The 17,167-nt window shown below is 70.1% G+C and carries 15 protein-coding genes; 1 reads left to right on the top strand and 14 read right to left on the bottom strand.

Annotated elements, in window-relative coordinates; genetic code table 11:
• Nucleotides 1-63 precede the first annotated feature (63 nt).
• The 14 genes from cueR to HNR51_RS07740 form a co-directional block, all read right to left on the bottom strand.
• Nucleotides 64-480, bottom strand: a complete 417-nt coding sequence (cueR, locus tag HNR51_RS07805; RefSeq protein ID WP_012454691.1) for a Cu(I)-responsive transcriptional regulator — start codon at nucleotides 478-480, stop codon at nucleotides 64-66.
• Entirely contained in the window at nucleotides 477-2,969 is a 2,493-nt protein-coding gene (locus tag HNR51_RS07800) for a heavy metal translocating P-type ATPase (protein WP_182554575.1), read from the bottom strand. Before HNR51_RS07800 ends, cueR begins: the two co-directional genes overlap by 4 nt.
• Nucleotides 2,970-3,026: 57 nt before the next feature.
• Nucleotides 3,027-3,359, bottom strand: a complete 333-nt coding sequence (locus HNR51_RS07795; protein WP_182554574.1) for a four-helix bundle copper-binding protein — start codon at nucleotides 3,357-3,359, stop codon at nucleotides 3,027-3,029.
• Nucleotides 3,360-3,464: 105 nt separating this feature from the next.
• Nucleotides 3,465-4,757, bottom strand: coding sequence for an ATP-binding protein (locus tag HNR51_RS07790; protein ID WP_182554573.1), 1,293 nt, complete (start codon nucleotides 4,755-4,757; stop codon nucleotides 3,465-3,467).
• A gap of 23 nt (nucleotides 4,758-4,780) precedes the next feature.
• A complete protein-coding gene (locus HNR51_RS07785) occupies nucleotides 4,781-5,836 on the bottom strand; it encodes a lysylphosphatidylglycerol synthase domain-containing protein (protein WP_012454687.1) in 1,056 nt (351 codons plus the stop codon).
• A gap of 198 nt (nucleotides 5,837-6,034) precedes the next feature.
• Nucleotides 6,035-6,661 carry a uracil-DNA glycosylase gene (locus tag HNR51_RS07780; RefSeq protein WP_182554572.1) on the bottom strand — a complete coding sequence of 209 codons (627 nt, stop codon included), beginning with the start codon at nucleotides 6,659-6,661 and terminating at the stop codon, nucleotides 6,035-6,037.
• Entirely contained in the window at nucleotides 6,645-7,406 is a 762-nt protein-coding gene (locus tag HNR51_RS07775; protein ID WP_182554571.1) for a PIG-L deacetylase family protein, read from the bottom strand. Before HNR51_RS07775 ends, HNR51_RS07780 begins: the two co-directional genes overlap by 17 nt.
• The gene (locus HNR51_RS07770; protein ID WP_182554570.1) at nucleotides 7,403-8,641 is read right to left on the bottom strand and encodes a glycosyltransferase family 4 protein; all 1,239 of its coding nucleotides are present in this window, start codon (nucleotides 8,639-8,641) and stop codon (nucleotides 7,403-7,405) included. The genes HNR51_RS07775 and HNR51_RS07770 overlap by 4 nt, the downstream gene beginning before the upstream one ends.
• Nucleotides 8,642-8,666: 25 nt before the next feature.
• Nucleotides 8,667-9,560: a sugar phosphate isomerase/epimerase family protein gene (locus tag HNR51_RS07765; protein ID WP_182554569.1), complete on the bottom strand. Its 894-nt coding sequence runs from the start codon at nucleotides 9,558-9,560 to the stop codon at nucleotides 8,667-8,669.
• Entirely contained in the window at nucleotides 9,557-11,176 is a 1,620-nt protein-coding gene (locus HNR51_RS07760) for a YcaO-like family protein (protein WP_182554568.1), read from the bottom strand. The genes HNR51_RS07765 and HNR51_RS07760 overlap by 4 nt, the downstream gene beginning before the upstream one ends.
• A 187-nt stretch (nucleotides 11,177-11,363) precedes the next feature.
• Nucleotides 11,364-12,392, bottom strand: coding sequence for a Gfo/Idh/MocA family protein (locus HNR51_RS07755; protein ID WP_182554567.1), 1,029 nt, complete (start codon nucleotides 12,390-12,392; stop codon nucleotides 11,364-11,366).
• Nucleotides 12,392-13,573, bottom strand: coding sequence for a class I SAM-dependent methyltransferase (locus HNR51_RS07750; RefSeq protein ID WP_182554566.1), 1,182 nt, complete (start codon nucleotides 13,571-13,573; stop codon nucleotides 12,392-12,394). The genes HNR51_RS07755 and HNR51_RS07750 overlap by 1 nt, the downstream gene beginning before the upstream one ends.
• A gap of 31 nt (nucleotides 13,574-13,604) precedes the next feature.
• Complete coding sequence (locus HNR51_RS07745) at nucleotides 13,605-14,525, bottom strand: HD domain-containing protein (protein ID WP_182554565.1); 921 nt, start codon at nucleotides 14,523-14,525, stop codon at nucleotides 13,605-13,607.
• Nucleotides 14,526-14,537: 12 nt separating this feature from the next.
• On the bottom strand, nucleotides 14,538-15,731 hold the full coding sequence (locus HNR51_RS07740; RefSeq protein WP_012454678.1) for an inositol-3-phosphate synthase: 1,194 nt from the start codon (nucleotides 15,729-15,731) through the stop codon (nucleotides 14,538-14,540).
• 315 nt (nucleotides 15,732-16,046) lie between these two features.
• Here HNR51_RS07740 and HNR51_RS07735 point away from each other — a divergent pair, with 315 nt between their 5' ends.
• Nucleotides 16,047-17,162 carry a transglycosylase SLT domain-containing protein gene (locus HNR51_RS07735; RefSeq protein ID WP_182554564.1) on the top strand — a complete coding sequence of 372 codons (1,116 nt, stop codon included), beginning with the start codon at nucleotides 16,047-16,049 and terminating at the stop codon, nucleotides 17,160-17,162.
• The last annotated feature ends 5 nt before the right edge of the window (nucleotides 17,163-17,167 follow it).

Genomic DNA, 17,167 nt, shown 5'->3' with positions numbered 1-17,167 from the left:
GCAAGCAGAAGGCCAGCAGCGGGTCAACGGCCAAGCTTCAACGCCATCGCTCAGGGCCGAGGATCAGCCTGTGTTCGGCCCGCCCGCCAGATCGTCGAGGATCGGGCAGTCCGGCCGCTCGTCGCCGCAGCAGCGCTCGGCCAGGTGTTCGAGGGTGCGGGCCATCGCCTCCAGCTCGCCGATGCGGCGGCGCAGATCCGCGACGTGGTCGAGGGCCACCGCCTTGACCGCGGCGCTGGCGCGGGAGCGATCCTGCCACAGCGCCAGCAGATCGGCGATCTCCCGCATCGAGAAGCCGAGGTCGCGCGCGCGGCGCACGAAGCGCAGGGCGTGCAGGTCGCCCTCGCTGTAGACGCGGTAGCCGGCGGCGGTCCGCCCGGCGGGGCCGAGCAGACCGGTCTCCTCGTAGTAGCGGATCATCTTGGCCGAGACGCCGGTGGCGCGGGCCGCCTCGCCGATTGTGACGGAGGCGGCACTCATGCCCCGGCCCGACGCAGGCGCAGGGCGTTGCCGACGACGAAGACGCTGGAGAGCGCCATCGCCCCGGCCGCCAGGACCGGCGAGAGTTGCGGCCCGCCGAAGATCGTCAGCACGCCGGCGGCCACCGGGATCAGCGCCACGTTGTAGGCGAAGGCCCAGAACAGGTTCTGGCGGATGTTGGCCAGCGTCGCCCGCGACAGGGCCACGGCCTCGACCAGGCCGCCGAGGGCGCCGGACATCAGCACCACATCGGCGCTCTCCACCGCGATGTCGGTGCCCGTGCCGATGGCGATGCCGATATCGGCCTCCGCCAGGGCCGGCGCGTCGTTGATGCCGTCGCCGACGAAGGCGATCGGCCCGTGGGCCTCGCGCAGGCGGCGCAACGCTGCCACCTTGCCCTCGGGCAGCACCTCAGCCTCGACCTCGGTGATGCCGAGGGAGCGGGCGACCGCCTCCGCCGTGGCGCGGGTATCCCCGGTCAGCATCGCGACGGTGAGGCCGCGGGTGCGCAGGGCGTCGAGGGCCGTCCGCGCCTCGGGCTTGACCGGGTCAGCCACCGCGAGGAGGGCGGCAAGCCGGCCATCCACGGCGGCGAAGATCGGGCTCTTGCCCTCCCCCGCAAGGCGGGCCGCGTCGGCCTCCAGCGTGTCGGTGGCGACGCCGAGCCGTCCCATGAAGCGGCGGTTGCCGAGCGCCACCGGCCGCCCCTCGATTCGGGCCGAGACGCCGTGGCCCGGCACCGCCTCGAACGCTTCGGTCTCGGGAACGGCGCCCGCCTCCCGCGCCGCCTCGGCGATGGCGCGGGCGACCGGATGCTCGGACCGCGCCTCGACAGCACCCGCCAGCGCCAGCACCTCCTCCCGGGTGAATCCGGGGACGGTGACGAGGTCGGTCAGGCGCGGGCGCCCTTCCGTGAGCGTGCCGGTCTTGTCGAGGGCGATGACACGGGCTTCCCGAAGCGCCTGGAGTGCGGCGCCCTGCCGGAACAGCACGCCGCGCTCCGCGGCGCGGCCTGTGCCGACCATGATCGAGACCGGCGTCGCGAGCCCCATGGCGCAGGGGCAGGCGATGATCAGCACCGAGATTGCCGCCACCAGCGCGTGACCGAAGGCCGGCGCCGGCGCGAAGACGAGCCAGGCCAGGAAGGTGAGAACGGCGACGGCGATGACGGCGGGGACGAACCACAGGGTCACCCGGTCCACCAGCGCCTGGATCGGAAGCTTGCCGCCCTGCGCCTCCTCGACCATCCGCACGATCCGCGCCAGCGCCGTGTCGGCGCCGGTGCGGTCCACGGTGAGGTCGAAGCTGCCGGTGGTGTTGAGGGTGCCGCCGACGACACGGGTGCCCATGCCCTTCTCCACCGGCACCGGCTCGCCCGTGATCATGCTCTCGTCGACGAAGGAGGATCCTGCGGTGACGGTGCCGTCCGCCGGCACGCGCTCGCCGGGGCGCACCCGCACCCGGTCGCCGATACGCAGGTCGGAGGCCGGCACCTCACGCTCACTCCCCTCTTCCACCAGCCGGGCAGTCTTGGGCGAGAGATCGATCAGCCGGGCGATCGCCGCACCAGCCCGGCCCTTGGCGCGGGCCTCCAGGGTGCGCCCGAGCAGAATCAGCGTCACGATCAGGACGCTCGCCTCGAAATAGAGATGCGCCGCCCCCTCCGGCAGAAGCCGCGGAGCCGCGGTCGAGACGAGGGAAAAGAGATAGGCCGCGCCCGCCCCGAGGGCGACGAGCGCGTTCATGTCGGGATGGCCGCGCAGCAGGTTCGGCACGCCGATGCGGAAGAAGCGGCGGCCGGGCCCGGCCAGGACCGCGGTCGCGAGCACCGCCTGCAGCCAAGCGAGCCCGCTCGCGCCGAGTACGCCCGTCACCGCATGATGGAACCCAGGCAGCAGGTGCCCCCCCATGTCGAGCACGACGACGGGGCTGGTGAGAATCGCCGCGATGGTAAGGTCGCGGCGCAAGGCTGCCGCCTCCCGCTCCTGCCGCTCTTCGTGCGAGGTGTCCGGCGCGGCATCGAGCGGGCGGGGCTCGTATCCCGCCCGCCGCACCGCCGCCTCGACGTCGCTCACGGAGACGATTCCGGCGGCGTGGCGCAATTCGGCCCGGCCGGTGGCGAGGTTGACGCTCGCCGCGACCGCACCGGGCAGGGCCAGAAGCGCGCGCTCGACGCGACCGACGCAGGAGGCGCAACTCATTCCCTCGACGGCGACGGCGGTGACGGACTCCGGCACATCGTAGCCGGCCTCGTGGATGGCCTCGACCGCGCGCGAGGCGGGAACGCTCTCGGGAAGGACGAGGCTGGCGCGGCCGGTGGCGAGGTTGACGGACACGTCCACTGCGCCGGGCAGAGCGGCAAGCGCCCGCTCGACACGGCCAACGCAGGAGGCGCAGCTCATCCCCTCGACGGGCAAGGTGAGGCGGGTGCCGGCGGACCCGCTGACGGGTGTGGACGGCCGGGTGGAAGGGTCGAGAACGGTATCCATGCCGCCTCAGTTGGGGCTTCCCATCATGGGAAGGTCAAGGGAGCGCGGCCCCCGATGTCATGCCGCCATCGCACGGCAGGCCGTCTCGCAAGTACGGCAGGCGGTGACGCACGCCTCCATGTCGCCGATCTCGTCGCAGGAGCGGGCACAGGCGGCGCAGATCTCGGCGCAGGCGCGGCATTGGTGGCGGTGGACCGGGCTGCCGATCAGCATCAGTTGGGCGGAGGCCCGACACGCCTCGGCGCAGGAGAGCATTAACCGGAAGTGCTCCGGCTCGACATGCCGGCCGCCGACTTCGAGACAATGGCTGGAAGCCATGCCGAGGCAGGTTCGGTAGCAGGACAGGCAAGCCTCGATACAGTCCTGCATCTGCGAAGACGTTGCATCCATGGGCGCTTCTCGCTCTGGCTGGAAAGACGGGCCGTCCGACGGCCCTTCTTCCATGCAACCGAACCGAGAGATCAGCGTTCCCACGCCTGCTCGTGGCAGAGCGAGCTAGTCCTGCGGTGGCAGTTCGGCCGGCGTCGTCTCAGACCCGTCCGGGCGATGCTCGGGCAGGCTGACCCGGACCGTTGTTCCGTGGCCGGGCTCGCTCTCGATGATGAGCTTGCCCCGATGGCGGTTGAGGGTGTGCTTGACGATGGCGAGGCCGAGGCCGGTCCCGCCCTGTTGCCGGCTCGACGCCGTATCGACGCGGTAGAAGCGTTCGGTCAGCCGCGGGATGTGCTCGGCGGCGATCCCCGGCCCCTCGTCGCGCACGCGCAGTTCGATCTGCGCCCCGCGGCCGGCGGCCCCCTCGATGCGGTGGAGCGACACGACGACCACGCCGCCGCTGTTGCCGTACTTCACCGCGTTCTCGACGAGGTTCTCGACGACGCGCAACAGCTCGTCCCGGTCGCCGAGCACGGGGAGCGGAATGTCGGGTCGTTCGACGGTCAGCGCGACGCCGCGCTCGCGGGCGAGCGGCGCCTGCATCTCGACCATCTGGCGGGCGATGCGGCCGAGATCGACGATTCGCGTCGGCGCGACATGCTCGTGCAGCTCGATGCGCGAGAGCGAGAGCAGGTCGTCGATGAGCCCGGTCATGCGCTGCGCCTGGGTGCGCATGATGCCGAGGAACTGCTCGCGCGCGCGGGCATCCTCCTTCGCCGGGCCCTGAAGGGTCTCGATGAAGCCGAGCAGGGCCGCGAGCGGGGTGCGCAGCTCGTGGCTGGCATTGGCGACGAAATCGACCCGCATCGCCTCCAGGCGGCGCGCCTCGGTGAGATCGCGCAGGAACAGGACGACGTTGGCCTCGCCGCCGCCGGGGGCGTCCGGAATCGGCAGAGCGCCGATCTGCACCTCGAAGGCGCGCTCGGTCGGCACGCGGGTGGCGTACTCGGTCCGCACCGCCGAGCCCGTGCGCAGAACCTCCTCGATGCCGTCGAGGACATCGGGCGCGCGCAGGGAGAAGGACAGAGGGTGGCGCAGCTTCAGACCCGGCAGGAGGCGCCGGGCGGCCGGGTTGGCCTCGATCACGACGACCCGCCGATCGACCAGGATCACGGGATCGGGGATATTGGCGAGCAGCGCTTCGGCGATGGTGTGGCGACGCGGCGGCCCCGCCTCGGGCCGCTGCTCGATCAGCACCCGCCCGCCGCGCCCGAGCAAGCCGCCGACGAGGAGCGCGAGGCTTGCCGAGATCATCAGCGCCGCATCGACCGTACCGCCCACCGCCTCCGCGAAGACGATGACCGCCACGGCGAGAGTCACGCCGAGCCACATCGGGCGGGCCGGAATCGTCGACATGCGGCGCTACGGGACCGGCCGGCTCATGGGTCGTTTGCCGCCCGGTGCCGCCGCAGCCGCTGAGCCCCCTCGTAGATGCCGAGCATCAGCAGGGCGACGATGAAGGGCACGAGATAGTAGCAGACCCGGAACAGCAGCAGCGAACCCAGCACCGACTCGCGCGGCAGGTAGGACAGGGCGAGAAGGATGGTGGCCTCGAACACGCCGATTCCGCCCGGCGCGTTGGAGGCGATGCCGAGCATCGCCGCCAGCACGTAGATCGCGAGGAAGGTGGTGAAGGCGAGGTTCATGCCCTCCGGCATCAGCATGTAGAGCACGGCCGCCGCCGCGCAGACATCGCCGATGCCGACGATCATCTGGCTGAACGACACCGTGGCGCCGGGCAGTTCGAGCTGCCAATGGCGCACCTTGATGTAGCGCCGCTTCACCGAGACCCAGGCAAGATAGCCGAGCACGAGGCCGAGGGTGCCGAAGCCCAGGATCTGGTTGAGGCGTGCGGTCGTGTTGACGCCGATGCTCTGGAAGGTGAGGCTCGCGAGCTGGCCCGCCTCGATGATGAGGCTGAAACCCAGCACCACGCCCATGCCGAGCCAGAAGGTGAAGCCGGCAATAACCGTCAAGGCGGCGATCTTGGCCGCGGAAAGCCCGCGCTTCGAATAGATCCAGTAGCGGATGGTCGCCGCGGTGATGAGCGGGAAGCCGAGGGTGAAGCTCACCGCGTAGCTCGTGAACGAGGCGAGCGCGGTGATGCGATAGGGCATCTTGAGCCGGAGCTGGCGCAGGGCGAGCGCGTCGTAGCAAGTCAGGAACAGATAGCTGACGGCCACGAACAGGAAGGCTTCGCCGAGTTGCGCGGCCGCGACGGCGGTGAACGCCTTCTGCAGCTCGGCCCAACTGATCTCTTCCGAGAGCTTCCACAACACGCCGAGCGAGGCGACGATGAGGACGAGGCTCGCAACCGTACCGATCCAGGCGTAGCGCCCACGCATCGAGGCCGGCTTCGATCCGGCGTCAGCCGCGCGGCCCGCATCGGCCGGCTCGGCCTCCGCGACCGTTCTGTGCTTCCCGGCAGATGTCATGTGAGAACGGCGTCCGCCTCCGCTGGTCGATCGCAGGGTGCATTCGGCGCGGGTCGTCCCGGGCGGTGCCGATCCCGAACCGCCCCGCGAACTGCGCACCGGCATTTAGGATCTCCGATCGCCAAAGACCAGCGACGGACGAGAGCCACAGGGCTGCCCTGCACCGGGAATGCGGCCGAAATCACGCACGCTCGGCCGTTACGGCGCGGCCGCGAGATGCACGGCCGCGTGGTTGAGACCCGCGAGGATGCGCTCACGCACCGCGGGCGAGGTGCAGACATAGGTCGGACTCGGATGCGGAATCGGGATCACCGGCAGGTCGGGCCGCAGCCGGCTCAGCGGCGCGGCCGCCGCTTGCGCGAAGCGTCCGGCCGGAACCACGACGGCGAGCCGCGGCAGGAGGGCGAGCAGAGGCGCGAAATAGGGTGCGGCGGCCGTGGCCTCCGAGCGGCGCGGCGCGCGATTGCGGGCGCCGGGCGCGTGGATCACCCAGGGCACCGCGTTCCAGATCAGGGTGTCCCGCCGCGCGATGCCGGCCTCGGCCAGGAATCGGAACAGGTTGGCGGCGGTGCCGGTGGCGTTGTCGCGGGAGACGAATCCGGTCCGGCCGATCGAGGGCCCCGGCGTCTCCAGGAGCAGAAGCAGGCGCGCCCCGACGCCGCCATCGAGGGGATCGGGATCGGGCACGTCGGCGCCACGCTCTCCGGCGATTCTCTGCGCGAGGGCGCGCAACGGTTTGACGTGGTCTGCGTCCGCCATCGCCCGACGCGCTTCGAGCAGGGCGGGATCGCGCAGGCTCTTCGGCGCGTCAGGCGAAACCGGCATCGCGCAGGTCGTGCGGGAGCCGGCCCTGGAGGCGGAAGCGCTCGACCCCGTCCTCGGCCGCAAGCCGGGCGTGCAGTCCCTCCCGTCCGCCGAACTGAAAACCGATCTGCGAGGCATAGGCCCCGCAGGCCTCGGCCTTGCGACGCTCCGCCTCCGCATCGAGGCGCACGACCTGTTCGGGGAGGGGCGCGAAGATCGCCCGCAGCGGCTCCTTCGGCTCGGCTGTGCGGACCGTATAGGGGAAGTCGCGCCACCACAGCACCGGCAGGGGCGCCTGCGCGCCGCGGAGGGCGCGGACCACCTGAATGTGATCGACGTGGCCGCCGACGGCCTGCGGCGCGAGGATCAGGTCGGGGCCGGTATCTGCCACCAGCCGCTCGAAGGCGTCGGCGAGGTTCGCGCCGATCCGGTCGTCGGCACGAAGCTCGGCGAACAGTTCGGGAGCGGACGCGTAGCCGCGATGCGGCGCCTCGCGGAACGGCAGGTGGACCGGCTCGTCGATGCCGAGCGCGACCGCCGCCGCCCGATCCTCCTCGCGGCGCAGGGCCATGTAGTCGATCTCGGGCGCCAAGCCCTTGTCGAGCTGGCATGCCAGGGCAAAGCCCCGCGGATCGGACACCGAGGCGGTGAAGATCGTCGCCATCACGACGCGCCAGCCCCGCGCGGCAAGCCGTGCCAGCGTGCCGCCGGCGGAGAAGGCCGCATCGTCGAGATGCGGCGAAACGGCGAGCGCGGTACGCGTCACAGCAGGTGCGGCTCCTTGCGGAAGCGACAATCCGGATCGAGAGGCAGCGTGTCCGGAATGTCCGTATGGGGGTGCTCGCGGGCGACCTGGGCGTATACGTCCATGATCTGCCGGCCGACTGCGGTCCAGGAATAGACCCGGCGGCACTCCTCGAGTCCCGCCTCCGCAAGACGCTGGCGCAGATCGCCATCCTCGATCACGCGCCGCAGGGCGTCGGCGAGGCCCCGCACATCGCCTGGATCGACAAGCAAGCCGTTCTCGCCGTCGCGCAGACAATCGGAGACGCCGACCGAATGGGTCGAGACCACCGCGTGTCCGGCCGCCATCGCTTCGAGGATCGTGTTCGAGAATCCTTCCGCGTAGGTCGGCGAGACGAACACGTCCGCCTCGCGATAGAGGTCGGGCACGGTGTCGTAATCGGCGTAACCGGTGAAGCGGACCTGCGCCGAGGTGAAGCCGATCTCGTCGGCCCGCGCGCGGGCGGCCTCGACATCCGGTCCGATGCCGGAGATCGCCGCATCGAACGGTACCCCGGCCTCCCAGAGGCGCTCCAGGGCGTCGAGGAAGTCGAGCACGCCTTTCCGGCGATCCACCCGGCCGTGATAGAGCAGCCGCACCGGCTCCTCGTCCTCCAGCTCGGCCCCGAAGCGTGGTCCGGGCGTGAAGCGCGCGGTATCGACCGCGCCCGGCACGATGGTGAAACGGGCAGGATCGGAGCCGAGCCGGTCGCAGACCTCCTTCACGAAGGATTGGCCGCCGATCAGCAGGGCATTGGCATGGGCCAGCACCTCGACCATCGCCCGCCGATGGGTCTCGCAGCAGGAACCGACCCAGTGGCCATCGCCGCCCTGGATCGAGACGACGGTCGGCACGCCGAGCCGCTTGCCGGCGAGCAGCACCGCCCAGCCCGTGGGGTAGCCGTACTGCGCGTGCAGCACGTCGAACGGCTTCCTGGCGTGCTCGGCGCCGATCGTCTCGACGATCTCGTCGATGTCGCGCTCGAAGTCGCCGTTCTCCTGCTCGCCACGCTGTTCGAGACCGATGACGTGGACGCCCGGCACCGGCGGCGGCGGGCCGCCGCCATAGACGCGCGTGCCGAACGCGTCGCCCCGGTACTGCGAGATCATCGTCACATCGTGGCCGGCGGCCGCGACCTCGCGCAGGAGGTTCTGCGCGTAGACGCTCATGCCGGAGATCGCCGGGAAGTAGCGGCGGCTGACGAAGCAGATTCTCATGGCAGGTCGCTGTGTCCGTCGCTTGTCATGGGTTCGGCATTCCCGGAACGGCGGTCTCGCGCGGCGCGGTGTCCGGCGCCGGCAGGCCGGGGCCCGGACGGCGGCAGGTGCGCAGGAATTCGAGGGCTTGGCCAACCATGACGTCGGCGCGGTGCGAATCCCGCGACAGCTCCACGCAGACGAGCTTTTGGAAGCCGACGGCGTCGAGTGCATCGAGCACGGTCGGCACATCCATGTCGCCCTCGCCAAAGGGAAGATGGATGTGCTCGCCGCGTTTCATATCCTCGATCGCCACGGTGCCGAGGCGCGGGGCGAATTCGTGGACGGCCTCGGCCGGGTCGCGCTCCCCCGTGACGAGGCAGTGCCCGGTATCGAGGGCGAGCGACAGGCCGGGGATGTCCAGACCGGCGAAGTCGTCCAGCGTCTCGATGAGCATGCCGGGCTCGGGTTCGAGCGCGGCCACGACGCCCTTTTCGGCGGCGAAGTCAGCCACTTCGCGCAGGCCCTCGATCAGCCAGCCGCGGGCCTCGCCATGGTCGACGCCCGCCTTCGGCACGCCGGCCCAGAACGACACCGCTTCCGAATTCAGGATGCGGCCGATCTCGATCGCCCGCTTCAGGAAGCCGACGCGCCGTGCGCGGCCCGCCGCGTCGGCCGTCACCAGGGTCGGCTCGTGCTTGGCAGTCGGATCGAGCAGGAAACGGGCGCCGGTCTCGATCACCGAGCCGAGTTCGAGCCGGTTCAGGATGCTGGCAATGCGATCGGCCTCGACAACCCAGTTCTCGGCGAAGGGATCGAGGTGGTGGATGTCGAGGGTCAGCGCGACGCCGTCATAGCCCGCATCCTTGATGAGGCGGATCGCGTCCTCGATGCGGTGGTTGGCGGTGCCGTTGGTGTTATAGGCGAAACGCAGGCTCATGCCGTCCTCCGCTCGGCCCGGCGGCCCTGGCGCTCGTAGCGGAACGGCGCGTGATGCGATTCCGGCTCACGGTAGAGCGGGTAATGCGAGCCGACGATTTCTTCCGCGAGCGCCACGTCGAAGAGGGGCTGGCCGCCGAAGCGCTCGATCGCCTCCGGCGTCAGGCGGACGGGCAGAAGAGTCTCGCTCGCCGTGCCGAAGCGGATCAGCGGATGCTCGCGCTCGATCAGCTTGCGCGTGTTGCGCTCGCCGATGCGGTAATAGCTCATGGTCTCCACCTCGAGCCCCGGCACGATCGCCTTGACCACGCCGATGCCACCGTCGGGCGGCGAGCAATCGACGTAGAGCACGTCGAAACCGGCCTCTTCCAACCGCTCGCGCGCGATACGGCCGCGGGCATGTCCGTCCGGTGCGGAGGTCGTCGGCAATTCCGAGAACGCCTTCGTGCTGCGCTCGGAATAGACCGTCTTGCTCAGAACCTCGCGCAGTTCGGCCGAGGACAGGTCGATCCAGGCCAGCATCGCCTGGAGCGCGCGGCTCTCTTCCAGATCGAGGCTCGGCAGCGCCTTCTGGATGAAGGATTCGACGTAGCCGGGCGGCGCCACGGTGTCCGCCAGCGCCAGCGGCCCGTGCCCGAAGGTTTTTCGCACCCGCGCGGCCTGGAATTCCAGCAGGGCCTTCCGAAGTGCCCGCTCGCGGTCGGGGTCGCAGGCCTCGCCGCAGGCCGAGAGGGCGATCGGCGCGGGCGTGCGCGCCGGATCCTCGTCGTAGCCGACGACGTAGAGGTTGGTGAGGCCGAACTGGTCGGTGGCGAATTTCGGCAGAGCCCGGATGCCGAGGCTTTCCAGCCGGTCGAGCATGCCGCAGGTCTCGGGACCGATCCCGTCGAGGTCGAGCATCACGCCCTGGTCGAGCGCGCGAAACAGCAGACCGTTGCCGTCGCGCTGGAGCAGTTCGAGCAAGCCGTGGCCGAGGGCGAAGGCGACGTCCGGGCCGGCGCCGAGGCCGTTGGTGATGAGGTTGGTGAACGGCTGGTAGCCCTGGCGCAGCTCAAAATAGTCGGTCGCGGCGATGTCTAGCGGCATCCAGACGGATTCGCCGGTGCGGGCGCGGATCGCCTTGGTCCAGTCGAGCGGCGTGTCGCGGCCCACGGGGGAGCCGGCCGGCAGACAGAGGGTGAGCGGATCGGCGACGGAGCCTGCGCCGTAGACCCGCACGAGATCGGCATAGGAGACGGAGGCCTGATTGTCGCCCTTGCGCGGCAGCAGGGCGACGGAGGGCATCAGGTTCTCGGCGATCTCGGCCACCGCGCCGATCAGCGCCTCGTCGTCGGTGGCGCCGTAGCCGATGCCGGAGGGCATGGCGCCGACATAGAACGGATCGTCGAGGAAGAGCGCGACGAACCAGACCGGGATACCGGTGCGGTCGAGCCCGGCGAGGTTGAAGCCGACGACGCGCCCTTCGGGCAGCACGTCGAGATAGGCCCGCACGGCCTCGGGCAGCCGCTCGGGCAGGCCCTCGATCCGCCGCGAGGCGCCGCGGCGGTACGGGCGCGGGGCTGCGAGGCTCGGGTGGTGGGCGCGGTCGTCCCGGTCGAGGGCGTCGGTCGCTGTCATCGTTACCCTGTTTGCGGCTCGCCGATATTCATCCAACTCGCGTCCTCATCCTGAGGTGCGAAGCGAAGCGGAGCCTCGAAGGATCTTCCAGTAACCGCGCGAGATCTGGAGGATCCTTCGAGGCCGCTCATGCGGCACCTCAGGATGAGGACTTTGATTGGATGAGCCGGTCTCCTCCCAAATTGCGTCAGGCCGCGTCGCGGCCGGCCGGTTTGCCCGCCGCCGCGTAGGCGCGGGCGATCAGGCGCATGGTGTGAAGGTCGCGCTCGGCGTCCCAGGCAACGCGGGCGGCGGGATCGCGCAGGGCACGGCCGAAGGCGCGCACCTGTTCGAGGAAGGGCGAGGCGGCCTTGTCGAATTCGATGTCTTCGCTTCGGCCGTTCGAACCGTCCGTAAAGGTGACGGTGCCGCCCGCGGTCTGGCCCATCGTGTCGGTCGCCGTCAGCATGCCCCTGGTGCCGACGACTTCGAGCCGGCGTCGCGGCAGCGCGTCGGGGCAGTTGTAGGCGACGTTGAGCTGAGCAAGCGCGCCCGAATTGGTGCGGCCGATCAGCAGCGCGCCGTCATCGACCGAGTAATCCTGCGCCCGCGCCTGGGTCAGGGCCGCGATCTCGGCGATGGGCTCGCCGAGCAGGAAATCGACGAGGTCGATGCCGTGAGGCGCGAGATCGATCAAGGCGCCGCCACCGGCCTGGGCCGGGTCGATGCGCCAGTTGTCCTGGCCCTGGAACGAGGTCCAGGCCCGGTCGAGCCAGCAGGCATAGACGATGCGCACCGCCGTCACCGTGCCGAGACGCCCGTCGCGGATGAGGTCGCGCATGGCGCGGTGGCCGGGATGGTGGCGCTGGTCGAAGGCGGTGCCGTAGAAGGCGCCGGTCTTGCGCACCGCCGCCGCCATCGCCTCGGCGTCGGACAGCGCGGCGGCCATCGGCTTCTCGCAGAGCACCGCCTTGCCGGCGGCACAGAGCGCCTCGACGGCGCCGCGATGCAGGTGGTTGGGAGTTGCGACATAGACCGCCTCGACCGCCGGCTCGGCGATCAGCCCCGCGAGGTCGGCATGCGCGCACGCGCCCTCGGCCTCGGCCGCAGCGCGCGAATCCGCCCCGGGATCGGCCACCGCGACGAGGCGGTGCCCCGCGGCGCGGATGCCGGGCGCCATGTAGTCGCGGGCGACCCAGCCATACCCGACGATGCCCCAGCCGACGCTTTCCGCCATCACCAACGCTCCGGCAGATCGACATATTCGCGGCGGCGCACCCGCGCCGCGTCGGGCGCATCGGGCTTGCCGGTCCAGTCGATGGCCTCCGGGCCCTCCGAGTGCAGCGGGTAGGTCGCCTGCGCGGCGTACTCGGCCTCGTAGCGCTCGGAGGGCCAGCGGATCGCGAAACCCCCGTCCTCGGGCGCGTAGAGCGGATTGAGATGAAGCCTCGCATCGGCCGGCGGCAGGGTGATGCCGTCGATGAGTGCACGCGGGGCCGGCCGCATGCCGGGCCCGGCCACCACGGAAAAGGCTTCGCAGCTCCGGAGGTCACGCGGCTCGCGCGGCTGCGGGGCGCGCGCTTCGACGAGGGCTCGGGTCAGCTCGGCGTCGTCGTAGACGAGCCCATCCGGGAACAGCTCCTCGATCTCGGCGGACGAGATCGCCTTTCCGGCCGAGAAGCCCGGCTGGCCGCTGTTGTGGATGTGGCTGAGGGCGAGCCAGCCCTCCTCCCCGGCCGTCTGACGCAGGCAGGCGAGGAGGCCGGGCTTGTCGTCGAGGAAGTAGAAGGCGTCGTTGCAGATCACGAGATCGACGGGCGCTTCCGGGATCGGCCAATGGGCCGAGGCGGCATCGAAGCAGACGAGCTGCGCCTTCCCGCCGACGACCCAGTGCCGGGCGACCCAGAGCTTGGCGAAGACCACATCCGCGCCCGCGACCTTCACACCACGCCGCTTCAGCTCGCGCAGGTAGTGGCCGATGCCGCAGGCGAGTTCAAACGCGCAGACAGGACTGTTCCAGTGCGCTTCCAGAAGGCTCAGGCCGGCGAGGAAGGTCGGGTCGGTCCAGCGATTGACGAAGTAGTCGCCGACGCGGCCCCAGCCGAGCCACTCCACCGCCTGCCGCAGGGTGGCGGTCTCGCGCTCCCGCACCAGACGGCGCAAGGCTTCGGGATCGGCCGGCGGGCCGTTCCACCAATCGTCCTGATCGGCCAGCAGGAGGACGAGAGCGTCCTCCACACGGCCGGCGTCGAGATGGTCGAGGGCGGCGGCGACGAGGCTGTCGCGGCCGGTGCGAAGGTAGGGAATGCCATCGACGACCGGCCAGCGCGCCCCGGTCTCGACGTCGCGCAGGGCATGCGCGCCGTCGGCCTTCAGCGGATGGCCGGTCTCCGGCGAGAGGAGATCGAAGGGGATCATGATCCTGAGGTCTGCCGGGCAGCGCGGGACGTCACGGGATGCGCATATCGGTCAGAACGCGATCCTGGAAAGCCTTGACCGGCCCGGCATGGACCAGTTCCATCTCGCCGAGCACGGTGTCCATCGTCAGCGTGGCCGCGCGGAGATGCTGGGCGATCTGAAGCACCCGGTCGATGGAATCGGCGGCGTGGAAGGCCCGGCCCTCGGCCGTCGCATCGTCCGGCAGGACGAGTCGGGCGGCGCGGACGGTCTCGCGCAACGGCGGCTCCAGCTCGTCCAGCGCCCATTCCGAGCATCGGCCGACGATCGGCCAGAGGTGATCGCCCAGAAGCATCTCGCCGGTGAAGCCGGCATCGGGCATCGCCGCATTGTGGAAGTGATGCGCCATCGCCGCCAGGAAGACCGTGGTCGGGTCCGCGCGGTAGAACGGGCTCAGCAGCACGCCGTAGACCGCCACGACGAGGCAGTGCTCGGCATGGTTCTCCGGCGGCTCCAGCAGGATGCGCGGCTTGCCGGGACAGGTCACGCCCGCCCGCGGCTGCTGTGCAAGGGCGCCGACGAAGGCCGGCACCGGCCCGGACGAGAGAGCGACGGGCTCGCGCAGACAGGCCCGCAGACGATCACGCAGACCGGCCTCGACCGGCCCGGAGACGGCATCGAGCCCGGCGACCAGAATGTCGGCGGCCTGAGCCTCATCGAGCCCGGCAGCAGCGAGAAACGCCGCGTCGAGATCGCAGAGCCGCGCGGCGGCAAGCGCCTTCGCCGTGATGTCGAAGGCGACCGTTTCCGGTGCGGCCCCACCGGTCAGTGTCGCCCACCCCTGCGCGAATAGGCGCTCGGCGATCGAGCCCGCGCGGCCGGCCGAGCGGACGCGCTTGAGATCGCCGAGTTCGACCAGCAGTTCCCGCAACGCGACGGGGGCTGCCGGTCCGGTTTCCGAAAAACCCGCCACGGGCGCGGGCCCTTACTGCTGCGCGCCCAGCCAGTCGAACAGCATCCGCTGCTGCTTGCCGAAATCGTGCTCCGGCCCGTGCCCGTTCTTCACCATCGGCGCCTTGAAGAAGGTGGAGAGCTGCTCCTGCACGCCGCCGTCGCCGCGGGACTTGGCAAGATCCAGCACGCGGGCGATCTCGATGACGAGTGGCGCGGCGAGGATCGAGTCCTTGCAGAGGAAGTTCACCTTGATCTGCATCCGCTGGCCCATGAAGCCGGTGACGTCGATGTTGTCCCAGGCTTCCTTGTCGTCGCCGCGCGGGCGGTAATAGTGGATGTGGACCAAGTGATCCTCGACCGGGTAGCCGAGGATCGAATCGAGCACCGTGCCCTTTGTGTTGAGCTTCGACTGCAGCGAGTTCGGGTCGTTCAGGGCGAGGCCGTCACGGTTGCCGAGGATGTTGGTCGAGAACCAGCCGTCCACGTGGAGCTGGCGCGCCTTCAGCGCGGGGGCCAGCACCGTCTTCATCATGGTCTGCCCGGTTTTGCCGTCCTTGCCGGCCACCGGCACGTTGAGTTCGCGGGCCAATTCCATCAGGGCCGGCACGTCGGCGGCGATCGAGGGCGTGAAGTTGGCGTAGGGCACGCCGCTCTTGATGGCCGCGTAGGCGTAGAGCATCGCGGGCGAGATCGACTCGTCGCTCGAATCCAGCCCCTTCTCGAAGGCTTCGGCCGAGTTCAGCACCGGTTCGGCGAGGTCGGGCCAGCGCTCGGTCGAGGCGAGGTTGATCACCACCACGTCGTCGAGATTGCTCTCCTTGCGGAAGCGGTTGAGGTCGTTGGCGATGACCGAGACAGTCTCGCGATGATCCTTGGCGACGATGCGGTTGGCGCCGTCGATGTTCTTGCAGAACTTGGCCGAGCCGACCGCCGGCCAGGGCGTGATGCCCTTGAGCGCCTGGGCGCCGTTCTCGATGTCCTCGCGGGTCAGAACGCCGTGCCCGGTGGCGGCGGAGGCGAGGTCGTCGCCGTTCAGATCCCAGCCGCCGAAAACGAGATCCTTGTAGTCAGCCAGTCCGGCGACCGAAACGCCGGCGAGGGGCAGGCCATCCAGACGGTTCGAACCGGATTTGATGGTTTCGATGCCGGCGATGGCCGTCGTCGCGACGGCGCCGCCCATGCCAACGAACGCCACTCCGACGCGTCGACCGGTCTGAATGCCCATGGGAACTCGACTTTCTGTTGTGGTGGCGCTGACGCCTTAGGATGAGCCCTAACTGACCGCCGCGCGGCCCATGACAACTGTGACTGATCTAGAGCGTTCCAGGCCCTCGCCTGCCATCTTTGCCGCAGGCAGTTCGGCGCCGGCCCAGCACCGAACGGTTAATATATCGTAAATTCAATGGCTTAATGCCCCATTAACGGGAACACGTTTGGATCACGAGGTGGTCCCATTGTGGTCACACCCGGCGGCGAAACCTCCGCCGGTCAAAACGAAGCCCGGCACAAAAGAACGCCGAGGCATCAACAAGGAAGACCGATGGGGGTTTACCCGGAGCCGGCGCACCGCGCCGACGACGTGAGCCGACTCGTGCCGTGCGGGTCGAATGCCAGCACCGAAGCCGCATCGCGGCAGAAGCGTGCGCGTTCGCCGTTCGTGCGCGGTGTCGCAGCCGTCACCGCCAGCGTGACCCTGCTGCTGGCCGCGCCGTTTCCCGTGTCCGCCTATGAGAACACGCAAGCCGGGCTATCGATCCCGGCCATGGTGCGTGCCGATCTCCGTCCCGCCGGGGCCGAGGCGGAATGGGGCGGCATCGCGCTGCTCGGCCAGGATGGCGGACTGACCGCCTCGATCGACCGCATGCAGACCGCATTCGCGCTTCCGCGCCAGGACGAGGACGAAACCCTGCGCTTCGGCGAGATGAGCGTGCCGCGCGCGCTAGTGGAAACGATCCTGAAGGCCTCCGAGGTGACCGGCGTCGATCCCGTCTACATGATGGCGCTCGCCGACAAGGAATCGAGTTTCGACACCGGGGTGAAGTCGTCCGCCTCCTCGGCGCAGGGGCTATTCCAGTTCGTTACCGGCACCTGGCTCGAGATGATCCGGCAGTACGGTGCCAAGCACGGGCTCGCGGCTGAGGCCGCCGCCGTGAAGGGCCACGGCTCGAGCATCACCATCGCCGATGCGGCCGTGCGCAAGCGCGTGCTCGACCTGCGCAACGATGCCTACGTCTCAGGCCTGATGGCGGGCGAGCTGATCAAGCGCGACCGCAGCCGGATCGAGGCCCGGATCGGCCGCGAACTGAAGACCACCGAACTCTACCTCGCGCATTTCCTCGGCACGGCGAGCGCCGGCAAGTTCCTCACGCTCAGCGCCGAGGATCCGGACAAGGTGGCCAAGGCCGCCTTCGGGCGCGCCGCCCGGGCCAACCGCGCCATCTTCACCGCGAAGGACGGGGGCAAACGCCGCAGCCTCACGGTGGCGGAAGTCCACGAGAAGCTCGATGGCATGATCGACCGGCGCCTAAGCCAGTATCAGGCCATCGCCGACCTCGCCGCGCAGCAGGCCGAGGAGCCCGCCGAGCCGATCCTCGACGCCCGTCTGCGCCTCAACGAATCCGTCGCCCCGTCGCTGGCGCTGCACACGGTGCAGTAAGCCTT

The organism is Methylorubrum thiocyanatum (assembly GCA_014138645.1).
Lineage (GTDB): Bacteria > Pseudomonadota > Alphaproteobacteria > Rhizobiales > Beijerinckiaceae > Methylobacterium > Methylobacterium thiocyanatum.
Note: the sequence above shows the minus strand (reverse complement) of the source record. Positions and strands in the feature narration are given on the sequence as shown.